This is a genomic window from Armatimonas sp. (assembly GCF_031410135.1).
Classification (GTDB): Bacteria; Armatimonadota; Armatimonadia; order Armatimonadales; family Armatimonadaceae; genus Armatimonas.
Genome location: NZ_JANNYP010000741.1, coordinates 1 through 17,711, shown reverse-complemented (window position 1 = coordinate 17,711; position 17,711 = coordinate 1). Strand labels below are relative to the sequence as shown.

Below are 17,711 nucleotides of genomic sequence, written 5' to 3'. Positions count from 1 at the left end.
TTTTTTTGTTATTTATTAATTTCAATATGTTCAGGTTTGCATATTCTAATACTTCAACCCAAATAGTAATATAATTTCTGAGATTCATATACTCACTGATATTATTACATAATACGAAATATTCGTTAATCATCTCGTTTTTTAATGAGATTCTGCTAAAATAAATCATATTTTTCCATTCATCATCCATGATATTTCTAACTATTTCTTTTTCAATCAATAATCTCCCATTATTACAACAATCATTGATTTTTTTAGAAAATATTCAATTGATTTATATTCAATATTTTCTTTTATATCACTGTGACAAATATCCCATGAATACTCCCTCAGGAGCGAGAGCAGGAAGCGGCGATTGATATTTGGGGTGCTATTTCTCTGTACCAGCGAGCGTTGCCACCAGCGATCCAAGTCGGTCTGAGATACCCCACATATTTCCTGGGCCGCCTCCGGGCTGAAGTCGTACGGGAACACGCCAAGCTTTGGGAAACGCTCCCGCTCGTCCTTGGGCAACAAATCCAGCGACCACTGAAAACACGCCCCCATACTCTCATGACGCTCCGGCCCACCCCCAGACTCGTCCAAGTCCTTCCGGTACACAAGTTTCTTGACCCCCAGTTCGCGTGCTAGCTCTCCCAGATTCCCCGACCAGTACAGCACGTTCGCCGCCACGATTTCCACCGCCAGCGGGAACCCCTCCGTCACTTGGAGAATCCGCACCAGCGCTTCTTGGTCATCCACAGAGAGTTTCGGATACGGAGCCAGCGCCACTTCCTTGTCTAGACGCACCCGAAAGAGTTGCACCGAAGCGAACCCATCGAAGTCTTCCGCCGCCGACGCGGGCACCTCCAGCCGCTCCACCTCAACGTTGCGCCCCGAGTTTCGCACCGTCCAGCGCTTGCGGCTTGTCACGAGGCACTTGATTCCCGTCTGCGCAAACTCCTTCAGCCAGGTCTGGGTTGCCACCGTGTCCGCGCTCTCGAAGTTATCCAGAATAAACAGAACCTTCTGCCCCGCCAACAATGCCGCAAGTTCTTTGTCTGGCTCCTTCAGTCCCTCACTCAGCCCCAGTGCCTGCGCCATCGCACTGGCAAGTAACAGCGGTTTTGCCGTCTCAGGACTCAGAGACTCCAGATTTACCAGGCAGATGAGATCAAATTTCTCTCGTAGCGTGCGCCCTGCCTCGCGTGCCAGCCGCGTCTTTCCCACACCTCCCAGCCCATGTAGGCACAAAATCCACTCTGTTTGACTATTCTGCGCCCACGCCCGCACTATCTCGACCAGCACCTCACGGCCCACAAACGCATTCTCAGACTCGCCCAGATTGGAATGCGGCTTTTGGGAAGCCGCCGACTCAAAAGGGTGTGTTGCTTCCCAGACCACAGCCAGTGCATCTAAAATCTTTGGCAGATCAGCAAACTCGCGAAACCAGATTGCCTGAATACCATGACTGACCAGAAACAACTCACGCTCCTGATGCTTGGCTTCATCTACTTCTCTCGTTTCTTCTATGTAGGGCAGGCGAAGTAGCGCAAAGTGTGGTGGAAAATCCAGATCAGCAACGGTTTCATGCAACACTGCCAAAGTCGCATCCGTTTCCAAGCTACATCCTAAAAAGAGCAGAGGACGCTCTCGATTCAGCAGACGCCGCAAGAGCCGACCAAGCGGTTGATTTAGGCCGTAGGCAGCCGCATATTCCCCCTTAGTCAGTACTCGCCCAACGGCTTCTTCCGCATCACCATGCAGTTTCAGTAAGAGTAGCTCGCCTTGATCAAACTGCTTAAGACGGGTCTCTGCTTTATCTGGCCCATAGACCACATTGCCACTCGGGATAGAACGTCCCGATGCCTCAAAAACGCGCTCAAGTACCCGATCAAAGTTTGTTGTTAGGATTGGCCCTGCTGTTAATCGAGGCAGTCGTTCGGCAACCGTACCCGTAGGCAAAGGATGAGGTAAGGCGGAACTACCAAAGACAGCTTGCACACGATTATTAAATCCAAGTCGCCCCATTCCTTCCAGAAGCAATTCCGCAGCATCGTCATAGCGCCATTCAGACATAGCACTTTCAAACTCAGCCGATTTGGACTTCCATTTGTCAGTGGCTTTAATTGCATCGCAGCTCTGACGCAAAAAATCACCCCAACCCGGAAACTGGTAATCCACAGAAACGCCAGCGCCGATAAAGGGAATAATCCCTTTACTAGCAACAGATGCTAATAAAGCACGGATTCGCCCAGAATTATCCGGTACAGAGCTAACTAAATCGCGAACCAGTTCACATTGTTCACGTACAAGTTCATCAACAGTAGCCATGACGCATTATACAGTGCCAAACAAAAACACCCCCTCCCTCCCGTTATCGGGAGGGAGGGGGCCGGGGGGAGGGAGGGAAAACCCTACAGCTTCTTGCCCGCATTCGCCATATCAATCTTGGCGGCTTCGATCTTCTGTGGAATGAACTGTGTGTCCAGAAAGTCCGAGACAGGGATTGCGGTCTTGAGCAGGCCCGCTTTCATCGCCATGTCGCGGATTTTGTTCATTTCGTCATTACCGGGAGTGAGCTGACGGTAGCTCACGCGGCCAGGGTCGTCTAAGACATACTTGAGGAGCTTCTCGTCCTGCAGGAAGTACGGCGCGGCCACTTTTGCGGCCTCATCACGATGGTCTTCGGCCCACTCGCCCGATTCGGCAATCCCGCGCACGAGGTCTTTGACGAGTGCGGGTTTCTGGGCAATCAAGCGGTCTGAGACGACGAGGACACACGAGATAAACTGTGGCCAGATGTCCTTGGCTTTGTAAAGCACACGCCCGACGCCGGTCACTTCGGCCTTGGCGGCGTGTGGTTCCCCGACAAAGTAGCCCTCGATACTCCCTGCGGCAAGCGCGGCGGGCATCTGAGGGGGCGGTAGCTCCTTGAAGCTCAGATCGCCTTCTGCCATGCCTTCTTTCTCCATCAAGTAGCGGATCACGAGATACTGGTTGGAGGCTTTATTGGGGATGGCAAAGGTCTTTCCCTTGAGGTCTTTGAGGCTCTTGGCAGTGCTGTTCTTAGCGACAATGACGGTGGAGCCATCGCGGTGTCCTAGATAGACAATATGGCAGGGGACACCTTGCTCGCGCAGTACCATGGCAAGCGGTGCGATCATAAACGTGGCATCGAGTCGTCCTGCTTTAAACGCATTGGCAACATCGGGCCACGAGAGAAACTTTTGCGACTCGAACCGAGCCGTCGTGCTGGTGCGGGAGGCGAAGTCCGTCACCGGGCACGTCAGATGTCAAGTAACAGGGAGAAAGCCTACTTTAAGCACCTCGGGTGCAGTCTTATTGGGACGGGGGCTAGTCGGAGAAGACTCCGGTTTTGGGCAGCCAGCAAGGAGCGGGACTCCGAGGAGACACAAAAAAGTACGGCGGGTATGCATACTCGTATGCTACCGTTCCTCCTCGGCCCGCGCGATAGTGAACGTCCGAGGACAGGGTACTCAGTCTATGATGACAAGAGTGCCGTGGAGACTAATCCACATTCCGTCTTTTTTAGAAAGCATTGTGGAGAGAGTATAAACTACCTCTCCCAAACCCTCAAGTGTGAATACTAATACTGCTGGTTGTTATCGTTCAATGAGATTAGGAGTCTTGTGATTGGCAAATAGCTGGGCGGGGGCGGGGGAGTTGGGTGTGAGCAAGGTCTGGTCGCGGCGGGGGCCAATGGAGACGAAGCGGGCGGGAACCCCGGCGAGCTGCTCTACGCGGCGGACATAGGCCTGCGCATTGGTTGGGAGGTCTTCAAAGCGCGTGATGTTGTCAATTGAGTCCTCGGGCCAGCCCGGAAGTGCCTCATAGACTGGCTCGCAGCCGTCCATCAGGCAGACATCTCCTGCGGGAAAGTGCTTGAGCAGTACGCCGTTTTTGGTATAGCCGATGCAGATATTGATCGTCTCAAAGCCCGCGAGAACATCTAAGTGCCCAATACAGATTCCCGTGAGGCCATTGACACGGGCGGCATACTGGAGTGCGAAGCCATCCAGCCAGCCAATGCGGCGAGGACGGCCTGTGGTGGTGCCGTACTCATTGCCCCGCTCACGGATCTTATCGCCCCGTTCATCGAGCAGCTCGGTGGGAACCGTTCCCGCCCCGACGCGGCTTGTGTAGGCTTTCACCACGCCCAGAATCTCGCTGATAGCCGTGGGAGGGACGCCCGTGCCAATACACGCGCCGCCGGAGATTGGGTGGGAGCTGGTGACAAACGGGTAGGTTCCGCCATCAATGTCGAGCATAGTGGCCTGCGCTCCCTCAAAGAGAATGCGCTTGTTGGCTTCCAGTGCTTCACCTGCGAGCGCTTGCGTATCACAGACATAGTGCGCTAGCTTCTCGCCTAGCGGTGTTAGCTCGGCAATCAGCGCCTCAAGCTCAACCGCCTCTACCTCGAAAACTTTCGTCAGAATTGCATTCTTGAGCGGTAAGGAAGCCGTCAGACGCTCACGGAGGCGCTTAGGATCAATCAGATCGCCCATCCGCACCCCGACACGGCTCGCCTTATCGGCATAGCACGGCCCGACACCGCGCCCTGTCGTCCCGATCGCCCCTGCTCCCTTCAGCTTCTCTTCGAGCTGATCCAGGAGGCGATGGTACGGGAGAATCACATGCGCGTTGTGAGAGATTCGTAGGTTGCTAGTGTCAATTCCCACGCCCTGAAGGGTCTCGATCTCGCGTACCAGAGTGGCCGGGGCAATGACCATGCCATCGGCCATGATGGAGAGCGTCTTCGGGTTGAGAATTCCGGAGGGGATTAGGTGGAACTTGTAGGTGCTCTCGCCCACATGAACCGTGTGGCCAGCATTGGGACCGCCCCCGTAGCGGATGACCAGCTCCGCGTCTTGCGCGAGTAGATCTACCAGCTTCCCCTTTGCTTCGTCTCCCCAGTGCGTCCCCACGACCACTACCGCGCCCATAGACAGCCTACTCCCCCCATAAAAAAAAAGGATAGCGAGCCGCTATCCTACATAAGGATTCCGTTTGCGCTCTCGCGCACCAAGATTGTATCATGACTCGGCCCCGAAGAACTGAGCGACCAGATCAATTTGATCGGTTTTCGGACAGGGAGGAAGCGCATCCAGTAACTTTCTGCCGTAGGCCTTGCTCCAGAGTCGGGCATCTAGGATGGCGACCACACCACGGTCCGTTGTCGTTCGGAGTAAGCGCCCGAAGCCCTGTTTGAGGCGTAGCTCTGTCACGGGCATGCTGAACTCGTTAAAGGCGTCACCGCCTGCCGCTTTTATGCGCTCCTCACGGGCACGTAGCGGCGGCGAGTCGGGGGTGGGGAAGGGGAGCTTATCGAGGATCACCAGAGACAGCGCCTCCCCCGGCACATCCACACCTTCCCAGAAGCTACTCGTCCCCAAGAGAACGCCGTTTCCCGCCTTGGTGAAGCTCTCGACAAGCCGTGCATTGGGAGCCTCACCCTGCGCAAAGATCGGGTACTCCAGACTCTGTTTAAGGCGCTCCTTCGCTAGGGAGAGCATCCGGTGCGACGTAAACAAGACAAATGTCCGGCCCTTAGCAAGCTTGATAAGATTCTGCACCTCAAAGAGCATCCGCTCGGCGTAGATATCCGTGTTGGCAGGTGGGCCAAGCTGGCGCGGAATGTAGAGCAGGCTGTTTTTCTGGTACTCAAACGGCGAGCCCTGGATACTCTGGATCGCGTTAATGGTCACCGGTGTAGCAAGTAGCGCTTTGGCAGGAGCCACGTTCAGGGGCATTGATGTCAGGAAGTCATCTTCATCTGCGCTATGGACTGGTGCTTGGCTGACTGAAGGTGAGGGGGATGCGGTGACCAGGCCCAGGCGCTTTGCGGCGTTCTCGAAGCCGCCGCCCGTGGCAAGCGTGGCGGAGACAAATGTCACGCGCTCTAGGCGAGAGTAGAGCGCCTCTTCCAGTGTGGGGGCGGTCTCGTAGGGCGTGCGAACCAGTGTCGTCATCACGCCGCCGCCACGCAGGGTACGGTTGTGGTACCAGAGGAAGTAGGAGTCGTCTTGTGGTTCTGTGTGAAAGGCAGAGAGCTCCGTGGAGAGCCGTGTGGCGGTCTTTGCCAGCCCGACCGCCTTCTCTTTTTCCGTCGGCTTGGTGGTTGTCTCGGCGATGTTGATGAGGTCTTTGGCCAGCGCATCCAGTGCGACACCAACGGCATCGCGCAGCTCACGGAACTGCGGCGCGTCCACTTCACGCATAAAGCCTTCGTAGTTGCCCGCAGCCAGGTAGGGGTCCAGCAAGCGTTCGTGAATGGCATCAATGGCGGCGAGCTGATTGGTCTTGAGCTGTGGGAGGCGCTTGCAGCGTGAGAGCAGGATCGGCACGCGACGCGAGCTCCACTCTAGTCCAAAGGCACGGGTCGCGACGTCGTCCACGTGGTGCGCCTCGTCAAAGACCACGGCATCGTAGCTGGGGATCAGGCTAGGGCCTTCCGGGTTCTGACGGCGCAGGCGAAGATCCGCGAAAAAGAGTGCGTGGTTGACCACCAAGAGCCGACACTGCTCGGCGGTTTTGCGGGCTTTGTAGTAAAAACACTTGTCGTACTGACGGCACTCTCTATGGCGGCAGGTATCCGGGTGCGCGGCGATCTCACTCCAGCCTGAGTAGGTGAAGTCAAGCTCCGCCACATCACCGGTATCGCTCTCATTGGCCCAGCGCTGGACATTCTTAAAGGTAGGATCACCGAAAGTCCACAGCTCTCCTGAGGCGATCTCAAGCTCTTGCCAGCAGAGAAAGTTCTGGCGACCCTTGAGCACCGCCGCCTCAATGGGAGACTCCAGCGCGGCTAGAACCGCCGGAATATCGCGCTCGATAAGCTGTCCCTGAAGACCCAGAGTGTGGGTGGAGATCACCGCACGTCCTTCTGTTTTCTCCAGCCAGCGGAGGAGCGGGACGAGATAGGCGAGGCTCTTTCCCACCCCCGTTCCTGCCTCCGCTAGAACCGGACGGCTCTGCTCCAGCCCCAGCGCAATCGCCTCCGCCAGTGCTGTCTGTTCCGCACGTGGCGAAAAGCCTGGGAGGCGCTTACCCAGAGGGCCATTTTTACCAAAGACACGCGAGAGGGAAGCAGACACGAGTCAATCCACCCAATTTTCAAAGACTACACTAGGAATTTGCGCGAAATGACGTTCATTTCGAGTGATGACAGTTGCCTCATGAGTAAGAGCAATTGCTGCAATTTGGCAGTCTTGACGACCTTGGCGACGGATATTTTTCGGGAATCCATGAAAGATTGCTTCCGCCTCCGTGTCATAGGGCAGAATCGCAAAGCTTTTTAATGCTTCGAAGTGGTCAATGAGGAGTTTGTACCCGGCAGCTTCCTGATCTTTAGGCTGAAGCTTCCGAATGAGTGCTAGCCCGCCTTCCATTATCTCTCCCACAGTAATAGCGCTGATATAGAGATCGTCGAGTGGGGCTTCTCTAATGCGACGAAATAGCTCAGGGTACTGACGTGACGATCGCAAAAAAAGAGAGAGAGTATCTGTATCGAGTAAGATCACTTTGAGCTAATAGGCTGTTTTGAGGTTTTTGTACGAGGTGAACGGGGAACTCGCGGGGATAGCTTTACATCTCGCTCACGATTTTTGCGAATCTCTTCCATCAGCTCATCCCAGAGCGGCTCATTTTCAAACATTCCAGCCACCGCATCCAGTGGGTGTGGTGACTGTTGCGCTGCTGGAGTGGGTGCGGCTTCCGTAGGTTCTGTCACGATCTTTTCCTCCCCCACAGTATATCGCTGGATTCTCAGGGGCGCACGGTTGTTTGTGTGATGGAGTAGAGGTAGTCGTCGCCATTGGAATCGATGGTGAGGGGGGGCGTGGCATCGGCGGTGGAGCGTGCTCCGACTCGGACATAGACCGTGCCACCACTGGCACTATCAGCGGGCCAGGGAATGGTGATGAGCCCCTCGCCGCTGGTGACGAGAACGGGGCCACGGATACTCTTGCTGCGGAAGTCTGAAAAGGCGGAGAGCTCTACTTGGTACTGGTCGGCTCCGTCTAGCTTGGGAAATCGCACGAGGGCCTCCACTGTCTGCGGCGTGACACTGGCGATACTGGGGCGAACCAAGGGCGTGGTAGCGACTCCTGGGGTATTAAGGCTGGTCTCAGCGTAGCTGGTTGCCCCACTGGGCTCGATGCGCTGAAAGAGAACCCGTACCTGGTAGCGCGTTGTGCCACCAGGGCGAAGCGCCGTGTGGTTGCCCGTGTGGGGCGTGAGAGTGGTACCACTGGCTTCTTGATAGGCAAACGCCCCCTCACTGGTCGTGTCGCGAAAGCTACGACCGTCTTTGCTGGTTGCCCCAATTCGATCACCGCCCCGGAATACTTGATATTCGACGATGCGCTGTGCGGAGATGTCCAGCGGCGCGGCCCACTGCACAAGCACTTCTGGTGCAGAGTCCGAGGCGAGAGTTGCCCGCGCCGCCACGACGGAGCTTGCCCCCGGATCACTACTGCCACCACCGCTGCCACCGCAACCGGCGATTAGGAGAGCAAGAGCAAAGAAGAGAGGCAAGCGCATGGGTTTACTCGTTTCCTGTTACCATTCCGACGATATGGTAGCCACTATCCACAAATAACGTCTCGCCGGTGATGCCGCGTGACAGGTTCGAGCATAAAAACGCCGCCGTGTCCCCGACTTCGTCAATGTCGGTGGCTTTGCGCAGGGGAGCGACATCCGCGATTGCCTTATAGAGCCCCGTGAAGCCCGCGATTCCCCGTGCAGAGAGTGTCATCACCGGGCCGGCGGAGATGGCATTGACACGAATCTTCTTCGGTCCTAGCTCACTTGCCAGGTAGCGCACCGAGGATTCCAGGGCTGCTTTGGCGACTCCCATGACGTTGTAGTTAGGAATCACCCGGTCGGCTCCGAGATATGTCAGGGTCAGGATGCTTCCGCCTTCGGTCATCAGCGGCTCAGCCGCACGGGCCGCTGCGACCAGTGTGTAGGCTGAGACATTCATCGCCAGTGCGAAGCCGTCTGCGGAGGTCTGGACAAATGGGTTGGAGAGATCGTCCTTCTTGGCAAAGGCGACCGCATGGATCACAAAATCAAGCTGTCCAAGAGACTCTTTGATAGCAGTATGGAGCGCCTCGACTTGGTCCGGCTGGGTGAGATCGCAGCCCTGAATCAGCTTGACCGCATCCCCAAGCTCGGGTGAGAGCTTCCGAACATCGTGTTCCTCGCGCTCCCCTAAAAACGTGAGGGCCAGCTCTGCCCCCTCGCGTGCCAGCGACTGTGCACAGCCCCAAGCAATGGAGCGCTGGTTGCGCACTCCGTAGATCAGACCCTTCTTACCTTCCAGAAAACCCATAGAAAAACCTTTCAGATGCTCCAGTCCTCAATGAGCAAGTTGGGAACCTTGCTAAAATCCGAACTATTGCGTGTAACAAGTATTGCTTGATGCGCCAGAGCAATGGCTGCAATCTTCATGTCCATCGTTCCCAGACGGAGTTTTGCTTGGCGCAGCTCGGTAAACTGTTGAGCTGCTTTTGAATCAAAGTCTATCACGGCAACGCGACAGTAGTTTTGAAGCTGACGCTTGAGATAGACATACTGCGTGACTTGCTGTGAGATATCAGAAAGTCCTGCGATTCGAGCTAGCCAGCCACGTGTTTGCTCTTCGTAGCTAATAATGGTCGTCGCGACATCGTCTTGAGGAATGCCACGGAGTTTTGCCTTAATTGCTTCACTCTCAGGGCCACCACGCTCTAACAGTGTCATGTGATCGGTGTCCAAGCGATACATCTACTGTGGAGCATCCTTGGGACGAAGAGATTCCCGGTATGACTTCCCCAGCTTCATCGCCTCATCGTAATCTGCGTTGTTGGCAAACGTACCTGCGATACTCTCCCACCAAGGAATGGACTTTGTAGTCTGAGACTTTTGTGTGAGGAGGGCGTCTAGTTTTTTCTCCACTTCTGTTAAGCGCTCTTCAAGGGTTGATGTGGTGTTTGGCATATCTTTGTTCCCGAGCTTATTTGATCACTACTTCATAGTATATCGTCGCTTTTCCATCAGGGCCGAGTGTGGTTAGCGGCAAGCTTAACTCGGTGCCGGTGAGCTTGGCGGCAAGCGGGGTGAGGCGATTGCCGCTGGTGTCGAGCCGCCATGCCTCGACTTTGCCCGTGAGCTTTCGGGTGAGAGTGAGGTTAGCAACCCCTTGCTTTGCCAGATGGGGCAGAGTCCCCCAGCTCTCTAGAATCTGGCGGTTCGACGTGCTGTAGCGGGTTCCCGTGTTTTGAATATCTGTCACATGAGCCACGAGCAGGCGTCCGCTCTCCGAAACGGGCTTGCCGTCCAGAGACGAGACAAAGACCATTGCTTCCGTGCCCTCTACTGCGATTCTGAGGGGGCCAGACTTGATTGCATCTCCTTCAGGGCAGACACCTCCTAGAGTGCGTGGGGTCACGATCCGGATCGAGCCAAACTGGCCATTGACAAAAACCTCGCCCGTCTCCGACTGTCGCTCTTGAGTGTCGAAGTTGGTTCGGTTGCTCTCCGGCAGGCGATTACTCTGGAAAAGCTGGGCGAGTGCGTCTTTGGACTCCCCTTTAGTCAGGCGTAGCTCCGCTGGGCGGGGTGGGGCAAGAGGCCCAGAGGCATCTTCAATCCACGTGCCAACACGGGTGACCAGCGCCAGCTCTCCAAAACCCGGCGAGACAGCCAGCTCGGGCTTGGTGAGCAGCTCATCACGGCGTAGGTGGCGCGAGACTGCTCCAGGAGCTGCGCGCACATCCCCCCGCATAAAGAGCAAGATCCCTGCCCGGTCGCTGGCAAGGCCAGCCGGGTCGTTGGCGAGGTCGAAGTAGCTCAGTGCTCCGGGAGCCACGGCTGACTCTTTATTCTGGGAATATGCGAAGCGCCAGATACCGTCCCAGTCCTGGAGCCCTGCGGTGGCCCCCACAATCAGCCCTCCTTCGCTGCGGTGAGGGTTGGGAGCGGTGTAGTTGAACGCACTCACGGTGAAAGGCTTGCCAAAGAGCCGGGTCATCGCGACACTACCTGGACCCGCGCCGCCGCTCCCAATGGCGCTGGCTCCTTCCTGATTGCCCTCCGAGGGGAGCTGCCCATCGGTCTCTAGAAAGCGCGGCTGATCCCAGTAGAAATGGTTGTCCACAAAGTCCAGACTGGTGCGCGCTGCCATAAACGCCGGGCTCTCTGATAACCCATTCATGTCCGTGAGGAGTGCTTTGCAGCCCTGCTCTCGGACAAAGGCCTTCATCTTGGCGTAGCCGCGCTCATGGAGCATGGTAAAGAAAGCGCCCACTTCACGACCCGCTTTATCGCTACCGACTTGGCGGGGCAAAGGAGCGGGTGTGAGGCTGCGGCTCTTGCGCCAGGCCTGCCACTCTTTGTCTAGGAGTGCCATAAGCTCGGGCTTAAAGCCGGCGAGGCCGCTGGTGAGATTGGACTCGTTAACCATGCCGAGCCAGGCAATGGCGGGCTCGTCTTTCCAGGCAAGCTGGGTGTAGGGATTGACATGATTGAGCAGTGTCTTGGTGAAGTCTTTCCAGTTGCCAAAGGCCGCTTCGGAAACCAGGATCGCGGCTTTAAAGTCACCGAGCGAGATTGTATCGGGGACGGGGCGGGAGACATAGAGGTCGGTCTTGATGTAGATGCCCCGTTTTTTCAGAGCCGCAATTAGATAGTCCAGCTTGTCAAGGGAGGCGGCGTTTATGGCCTCGCCATCAAAGTGATGCACTCTGACACTGTTGTAACCCAGCCGCGCCAAGCGCTCGGCCAGCTTGTCCGCGTCTGGCTTCTCAAGATAGTTCGCCCCAAAGCACAGATTGACTCCCCAGAAGCGCTGCGGCTTCGTCCCCTTCTCAAAACTAAAGTGTCCGCCACTCACCACCACTCGCCCGAGTTTTCCTGCGGGGGCATCCAGAAGCGAGGAAAAGTCCAGAGCGCTGCCAGGCACAATCTCAGCGCTACTCTCTTCCAAAGCGATCCAGTCTTCGCCCGCAGTAATGGTCAGAGGCTCCTCGCGGATCAGGGAGATCGGAGCCGGGAAGGAGATCAGAAGCTCAAATGTCTCGGGCTGTCCCGCTTTCCAGAGTCGCCCGCCCGCCTCCGGGGACTGCTTGCCAAAGCGCAGCTCCAGATCGCGTGCGTTAAAGGCACGGTTGTCTTGTAAGAGAGTGGGTTGGTTTTTGACCTCCGCGATGAGAGTCACCCCTTGTCGAGTGAGGCTGATTCCCCCCTCGCCTGCTAAGAGGCTGCCTTGTTTAGGCGCTTGGTCGTCCACAATGGCCTCCCGCTCACCAAGAGTTGCCTTTCCTTTAGTCCACCACTCCGTGCCGGTCAGCACCGCGACATGGGCACTATTTACTTTGACATCTTTATCGGGAGTAAGCGTGTATTTCAGGCGGACATTGCGGTCTGAGGTGGTCTCCAGAGTGCTCTCAAACGTGACGGCGATACTGGCGGGGAGGGTACGCGTACGGATGCGAGCTGTGCCAGGGCTGGATGCCGCAACCGTCGTCCTATACTGCCACATGGCCTCAAAGACACCAGGCCGGATGGTCGCAAAGACACGTTGGCTATTGGCGACGCGAACCGTCAGTGTTCCTGCGCGGTCCAATGTTCCTGTCAGGCGCTGGGGCGGCTGTGCCTTCACACAACCTATAAAGGACAAAAAAATACCAAATAAGCACCCTAACAGACGTCCGATGTGCATAAATACCTAATCCTCTGGTACACTTCGTTCGACATGAGAACCGTGAAACCCTTCTCTTTATTCTGTGCCCTGCTGTTTGTTGGCCCTGTTTTCGCTCAGGCGAAAAAGTCTGCCAGTACACCGCCTGTGAAAACAGACCAGCGACGAAACCTACAAGCAGAGCTGGAAAAAGAACTCAAGCTTACCGAAGCCCAGAAGAAAAAGTGGTCTGAGATCATTGGACGCTACCGCCCGAAAGTTAAGGCTGTTCAGGATAAGTATGCTCCTAAACTCGAAGAGCTGCGAAAACAGATGCGTACTCTGAGTAGTCAAGCCTCTGGTGAGCTGAAACCTACCATGGATGCCCGTCGTAAAGAACTGGACGCTGTCCTGACTCCTGAGCAACGCAAGAAAAAGGCGACACTGGACGCCGCTTTGAAGGCTGCGATTCAGCGACGGTCAGGTTCTGGGAACCAAAAAAGGTAACCTCTTCGTACTAAGTGCTGTCTAAAGCAGCAAACTAAAACACCCCCCAAGAAAGTTAGCAATAATGAAGCAATGGATCATGCGGCTTGCAACCGCTCTTGCAATGGCAGTAACCGTGGCCCTGGCCGCACCACAGGCAATCGCCCAGGGACCGAAGCCACCCGCAGGCGGCGGTGCCCCTATGGGAGAGGCCGATAAGAAAGCCTACCAAGCCTTTACCAAAAAGGCTGCCGACATTCAGAAGAAGTACGGCCCACAAATGCAGTCGCTTCAAAAGAAGTATAAGCCCGATATGGATACACTTCAGAAGAAATACAAGCCTCAGATGGCAGCTGCCCAAAAAGAAGCTCAGGGTTTGAAGCCTGAAGATCAGAAGGGCCCCAAGGGCCAGGCTGCCATGAAAAAATTGATGGATCTTCAAAAGAAGATGATGTCTGAGCCTGCAGCTAAGAAGATGATTGGTGAGATTAAACCCGTTGTTAAGAAGATGACGGATGAGATCCTGGCAGCAGCTCCGGCCAAGCTCAAGCCGATCGTCAAGCAGCAAATTGACATGCAGATGAAGCAGCTCGGCGGTTAGTTTCTCACGGAAAGCCGGGGCTCTTGCCCCGGCTTTTTTTGTTTGTGGAATTTTTGAAAATGACGGTTTTTTGTAACGCGATTGTGCACACCATGACAGCGCCTTCTGCACGTGCTGAGGCATTTGTGGTGGAAGATGGCAAGGTGGTGTTCACGGGAAGTAGCTCCGAGGCGCGCGCCTTCGCGGGCGTACACGCCGCTCTGGTTGATCTGGCGGGAAAGACCGTCGTGCCCGGCTTCTGCGACTCACACTTGCACCTTTACATGTTCGGCGCAGGGCTTCTGCGCACGGTGGAGCTACTAGGGAGCGCAAGTCTTGACGAACTTTTTGCACGCCTCTCGGATCACGCCGCCCGCTACGACGGCCCGTTTCTCCTGGCACGTGGCTTCGACCAGAGCAAGCTGTCCGAGGATCGTTTCCCGACACGCACCGAGCTGGACATAATCTCGCCCGACCGTCCACTCCTCGTTACCCGCGTCTGTGGTCACGCGATGGTGGTGAACTCCGCAGCCTTGGCGCTTGTGACCGACGCAGAGCGTGCCGCAGGCGACGCTGAGGCGGGGCTCTACACCGAGACGGCGATCACCACGTTCTACAGGCTCGTCCCGCCGCTAACGGAAGCTGAGGGCGAAGAGGCGGTGCTAAGGGCCGCTGCTGTGGCGCTGAAGTCCGGGATCACCAGTGTCGGTACGCTACTCGACACGCCCGATCAGCTCGGGGCCTACGCGCGGCTGAGACGCGAAAACTCGCTCCCGATTCGCATCACGGGCATGCCGCCCCAAGCGAGCTGTGACACGCTTTATGCCCATGGTATCGGCACGACATTTGGCGACGCCTGGCTGAAGTTTGGGGGCGCAAAGTTCTTCGCCGATGGCTCTCTTGGGGCGTATACGGCGCTCATGGCGGAGCCCTACGAAGCTACCGGGGAGTGCGGCACGCGAATCTATGATCCCGAGGTGCTCAAGCAGCGCTGTACGGAGCTGCAAAATAAAGGCTTCCAGATCGTGATCCATGCCATCGGGGATCAGGCGGTGCGCGAGAGTTTAGATGCGATAGAGTTTGCGCTACACCAGAGCGACCGAGATAACACGTACCACCGGCATCGCATTGAGCATGTCTCGATTCTGCCGGCGGACTTACTCATCCGCATGGTAGCCCACAAGATTGTCGGGGCGATCCAGCCGCAGTTCGTGACATCCGACACCTGGACGGGTGAGCGGGTGGGGGAAGAACGTGCCCAGCATGCCTACCCGTTTGCCGCGATGCGTGCTGCGGGAGTTCCTCTGGCGCTCGGCTCGGACTGCCCGGTGGAGAAACTCGACGCCTTTTTGTGTCTAGATGCCGCCGTGAATCGCCATGCCTGGACACCGCACGGGGGGCTCTCCGTGGACGAAGCACTCTACGACTATACGGTCGGGAGCCACTACGCGCTCCACCAAGACCACTACCTCGGCAGACTCACACCCGGCTACCTCGCCGATTTTGTGGTTCTCTCTGATGCACCAACGCCCCGAAATCTCACGTCTCTCACCGCCGAACAAGTCTACCTTGCAGGGAATCAGGTCTTAAAAAGCGCTCGGTAGAGTTGCTCTCTGAGGGCGATATTGGGCATCTAAAACATGCGTGGTAACGCTCTGGATGCGGTGGGGGGCTTGGTTTTTATCGCGGCGGATAAAGCTCAGGCTGGCAATCTGTGAGGGGATTGTGCCGGGCGGTAAGGCAATGGCGGTTCGCCCCCAGCCGCTCTTGAAGAGCGTGAGTGTGGGGCTATTGCGATCCGAGTAGAGCTGCTGGCCATTTTTGAGCGTCACTTGTGCCGCCAGCAGACCGCCCGTGGGGAGCGTGGCATGGAAGCTTACGTAGAGGTAGTTACGGGGATCGAAGCTGGTGAGACTGTCCTCGCGCTGGGTTTCTTTGGCGGCGAGTTCTAGTGCCCAAGGGAAAGCATCTAGAGCACGCTCGCGTGGAGCCTCGGCTTCGTCGTAGACCCATACGGGGGCGAGAGCAAAGAGCAGGGGCGAGCTTCCCTTCACGCTGACCATGTTGTTTTTGGTCGAGGTGGCAAGCACCGGATGTCCCCCCACAAAGCGCCCTCGGAGCGGATCGGTAAGCTGGCCCGCTCCCAGGACGACGGCCTTGGGGATGCGTCCTGTCTTGCGCTCCAGGTAGAGCTCGTAGACCCAGTCAATGTCGTTCGGTGTGCCATCTTGGGCCATACGCTTAAAAACCCCACGGTCGGAGTCCTGGTCGCTCCAGACAAAGGCGTAGGCGAGGCGGGTGTAGGCTCCTTCGTGGCGGTGGCGGGCGAGCAGTAGCAGAGGCGTGTCCGAGGTAGCGTTGTCGGGGCGACCGTAAAGCCGGGGGGCATAGCGCCAGAGGAGGTAGTCGGGATGCGTCTGTGGGATCGTGTCCACCGTGGCGTTCTCGATCTTGACTCCACGCGCTCCGGGTGGTGAGAGATCCGGGCGAAACGTGACACTGACTAGAGCCGTACCGCGCTCCAGATGCCCCAGAGAGACCATGTACTCGGAGAGAATTTCTCCTTGGTGGAGAACCAGCTCCGCGGTCGGAGTGCCGTCCACGGCAACACTCACCACGGCGGACTCTGCGTTGCTTCGGCCCCAGTCACAGCCAGGCGCAGCGGCCATGAGGCGCAGGCGACCTTCTCCAGCGACTGCTACATTCTGAGTGAGCGTAAACGACGGTGTTTGGGGAGTTCTCATGCTCGATTTTATCACTTTTTAAGAGTTTGCAACACGGCAAGTAAATGCTCGATCTCCTCACGGGTATTGTAGTGCGCCAGCCCCACTCGCACCGCACCGTTGGGCAGGCCCAGCGCCTCCATCACCCCGACAGCGTAGTAGTTTCCGCTCCACGAGGCAATCCCCGCCGCCCCGAGTTTTTCACTAACCGCACGCGGCGCATAGCCTGCGACGTTGAAGGCGACCGTCGGGACGCGCCCTGTCTTTCCGGGGCCGTAGACAGTGATTTCGGGGAGGGCGTGCAGGCCGTCCAGAAGCTGTGCGCCAAGCTCGGCTTCGTAGCGCTGCATTGCCTCCATGCCGATGCTCTCGATGTACTCCACCGCCGCTACGACGCCTGCGAGACACTCGTGGTTGAGCGTCCCTTGCTCCCAGCAGTGGGGGATCGTGGTTTTCGCGGGCCGGACTTTGTGGGGCCTCAGGCGCTCCAGATGCTCACGCTTGCCGTAGAGCACGCCGAGATGCGGCCCGAAGAACTTGTAGGCCGAGCAGGCCAGAAAGTCGCCGCCCAGCGCTCGGACATCGGTGGAGCAGTGGGGCACAAACTGCACGGCGTCCACATAGACCAGCACCCCGGCGGCGTGGGCCAGCTCAATGGCACGCTTTAGATCCGGCATCGTGCCCAGTGCATTCGACGCTGCCGTGATCGCCAGCAAGCGCGTCTTGCCCGGAGTGAGCATCGCTTCCAGAGCCGCCATATCCAATATCCCCGTCGTGGGATCAAACGGGACGCGACGAATCATGGCTCCCGCTGCCTCTAAGTCCAGCCACGGCGCGACATTGGCATCGTGGTCGAGGTTGGTGACGATAAACTCATCACCGGGCCTGAGTGTCTCGCCAAACGAGCGGGCGATGTGAAACGTGAGGGCCGTCATGCTCTGCCCAAAGACAATCTCGTACGGGTCGGGTGTCCCTATGAGCCGCGCCATCGCCGCCCGCGCCGCCGCCACCGTCACATCGGTTCGCTGGCTGGTGGCAAAGGCCCCGCCCACATTGGCACAGCTTGTCGCCCAGTAGTGGCTCACGGCGTCTATCACCCGCTGCGGGACTTGCGTTCCACCGGGGTTGTCGAAGAAGATCAGGTCAGGGTTGTTACTCAGTGCCGGAAACTGCGCACGGACGGCCTCTATCGGAAAGCTACTCATACCGAGATTGTACCGGAAGACCTATAATGGGAGGGCATGGACGAAAAGAATCA

The 17,711-nt window shown here is 57.0% G+C and carries 16 protein-coding genes; 3 read left to right on the top strand and 13 right to left on the bottom strand.

Annotated features, from left to right (window positions below):
• From RMO15_RS27085 to RMO15_RS27035, 11 genes are all read right to left on the bottom strand, one after another.
• Positions 1–220: hypothetical protein (locus RMO15_RS27085; protein WP_309720200.1), on the bottom strand; the 220-nt coding region annotated here is incomplete at its 3' end.
• Complete coding sequence (locus RMO15_RS27080; protein ID WP_309720198.1) at positions 217–2,313, bottom strand: SIR2 family protein; 2,097 nt, start codon at positions 2,311–2,313, stop codon at positions 217–219. The genes RMO15_RS27085 and RMO15_RS27080, both read right to left, overlap by 4 nt.
• A gap of 83 nt (positions 2,314–2,396) precedes the next feature.
• Entirely contained in the window at positions 2,397–3,260 is an 864-nt protein-coding gene (locus RMO15_RS27075; protein ID WP_309720195.1) for an ABC transporter substrate-binding protein, read from the bottom strand.
• Positions 3,261–3,605: 345 nt separating this feature from the next.
• Positions 3,606–4,946: an adenylosuccinate synthase gene (locus tag RMO15_RS27070; protein ID WP_309720192.1), complete on the bottom strand. Its 1,341-nt coding sequence runs from the start codon at positions 4,944–4,946 to the stop codon at positions 3,606–3,608.
• A gap of 90 nt (positions 4,947–5,036) precedes the next feature.
• Entirely contained in the window at positions 5,037–7,097 is a 2,061-nt protein-coding gene (locus RMO15_RS27065) for an ATP-dependent DNA helicase (RefSeq protein ID WP_309720189.1), read from the bottom strand.
• Positions 7,098–7,100: 3 nt separating this feature from the next.
• Positions 7,101–7,523 carry a type II toxin-antitoxin system VapC family toxin gene (locus RMO15_RS27060; RefSeq protein WP_309720186.1) on the bottom strand — a complete coding sequence of 141 codons (423 nt, stop codon included), beginning with the start codon at positions 7,521–7,523 and terminating at the stop codon, positions 7,101–7,103.
• A gap of 244 nt (positions 7,524–7,767) precedes the next feature.
• Positions 7,768–8,544: a hypothetical protein gene (locus RMO15_RS27055; RefSeq protein WP_309720184.1), complete on the bottom strand. Its 777-nt coding sequence runs from the start codon at positions 8,542–8,544 to the stop codon at positions 7,768–7,770.
• Positions 8,545–8,548: 4 nt separating this feature from the next.
• Positions 8,549–9,337 (bottom strand): enoyl-ACP reductase, encoded by a 789-nt coding sequence (locus RMO15_RS27050; protein WP_309720180.1) that lies wholly within the window; start codon positions 9,335–9,337, stop codon positions 8,549–8,551.
• An 11-nt stretch (positions 9,338–9,348) separates the two neighbouring features.
• Complete coding sequence (locus RMO15_RS27045) at positions 9,349–9,747, bottom strand: type II toxin-antitoxin system VapC family toxin (RefSeq protein ID WP_309720178.1); 399 nt, start codon at positions 9,745–9,747, stop codon at positions 9,349–9,351.
• A 24-nt stretch (positions 9,748–9,771) separates the two neighbouring features.
• The gene (locus RMO15_RS27040; protein WP_309720176.1) at positions 9,772–9,984 is read right to left on the bottom strand and encodes a hypothetical protein; all 213 of its coding nucleotides are present in this window, start codon (positions 9,982–9,984) and stop codon (positions 9,772–9,774) included.
• Positions 9,985–10,000: 16 nt separating this feature from the next.
• Positions 10,001–12,664 (bottom strand): hypothetical protein, encoded by a 2,664-nt coding sequence (locus RMO15_RS27035; protein WP_309720173.1) that lies wholly within the window; start codon positions 12,662–12,664, stop codon positions 10,001–10,003.
• Positions 12,665–12,739: 75 nt separating this feature from the next.
• Between RMO15_RS27035 and RMO15_RS27030 the strand changes: the two genes are divergently transcribed.
• The 3 genes from RMO15_RS27030 (at position 12,740) to RMO15_RS27020 (ending at position 15,334) form a co-directional block, all read left to right on the top strand.
• Complete coding sequence (locus RMO15_RS27030) at positions 12,740–13,171, top strand: Spy/CpxP family protein refolding chaperone (protein ID WP_309720171.1); 432 nt, start codon at positions 12,740–12,742, stop codon at positions 13,169–13,171.
• A 64-nt stretch (positions 13,172–13,235) separates the two neighbouring features.
• The gene (locus RMO15_RS27025; RefSeq protein WP_309720169.1) at positions 13,236–13,751 is read left to right on the top strand and encodes a hypothetical protein; all 516 of its coding nucleotides are present in this window, start codon (positions 13,236–13,238) and stop codon (positions 13,749–13,751) included.
• A gap of 59 nt (positions 13,752–13,810) precedes the next feature.
• Positions 13,811–15,334, top strand: coding sequence for an amidohydrolase (locus tag RMO15_RS27020; RefSeq protein ID WP_309720166.1), 1,524 nt, complete (start codon positions 13,811–13,813; stop codon positions 15,332–15,334).
• On the opposite strand, the gene RMO15_RS27015 is transcribed toward RMO15_RS27020, so the two are convergent.
• A complete protein-coding gene (locus tag RMO15_RS27015) occupies positions 15,317–16,474 on the bottom strand; it encodes a hypothetical protein (protein ID WP_309720163.1) in 1,158 nt (385 codons plus the stop codon). The genes RMO15_RS27020 and RMO15_RS27015 overlap by 18 nt on opposite strands.
• Positions 16,475–16,485: 11 nt before the next feature.
• Complete coding sequence (locus RMO15_RS27010; protein WP_309720160.1) at positions 16,486–17,658, bottom strand: cysteine desulfurase-like protein; 1,173 nt, start codon at positions 17,656–17,658, stop codon at positions 16,486–16,488.
• Between the last annotated feature and the right edge of the window lie 53 nt (positions 17,659–17,711).

What these genes read in the sequence shown, in the direction of transcription:
- RMO15_RS27080 (WP_309720198.1), bottom strand. Translation starts at nt 2,313, where the DNA reads ATGGCTACTGTTGATGAACTTGTACGTGAACAATGTGAACTGGTTCGC.
- RMO15_RS27070 (WP_309720192.1), bottom strand. Translation starts at nt 4,946, where the DNA reads ATGGGCGCGGTAGTGGTCGTGGGGACGCACTGGGGAGACGAAGCAAAG.
- RMO15_RS27055 (WP_309720184.1), bottom strand. Translation starts at nt 8,544, where the DNA reads ATGCGCTTGCCTCTCTTCTTTGCTCTTGCTCTCCTAATCGCCGGTTGC.
- RMO15_RS27050 (WP_309720180.1), bottom strand. Translation starts at nt 9,337, where the DNA reads ATGGGTTTTCTGGAAGGTAAGAAGGGTCTGATCTACGGAGTGCGCAAC.
- RMO15_RS27045 (WP_309720178.1), bottom strand. Translation starts at nt 9,747, where the DNA reads ATGACACTGTTAGAGCGTGGTGGCCCTGAGAGTGAAGCAATTAAGGCA.
- RMO15_RS27040 (WP_309720176.1), bottom strand. Translation starts at nt 9,984, where the DNA reads ATGCCAAACACCACATCAACCCTTGAAGAGCGCTTAACAGAAGTGGAG.
- RMO15_RS27030 (WP_309720171.1), top strand. Translation starts at nt 12,740, where the DNA reads ATGAGAACCGTGAAACCCTTCTCTTTATTCTGTGCCCTGCTGTTTGTT.
- RMO15_RS27025 (WP_309720169.1), top strand. Translation starts at nt 13,236, where the DNA reads ATGAAGCAATGGATCATGCGGCTTGCAACCGCTCTTGCAATGGCAGTA.
- RMO15_RS27020 (WP_309720166.1), top strand. Translation starts at nt 13,811, where the DNA reads ATGACGGTTTTTTGTAACGCGATTGTGCACACCATGACAGCGCCTTCT.
- RMO15_RS27015 (WP_309720163.1), bottom strand. Translation starts at nt 16,474, where the DNA reads ATGAGAACTCCCCAAACACCGTCGTTTACGCTCACTCAGAATGTAGCA.
- RMO15_RS27010 (WP_309720160.1), bottom strand. Translation starts at nt 17,658, where the DNA reads ATGAGTAGCTTTCCGATAGAGGCCGTCCGTGCGCAGTTTCCGGCACTG.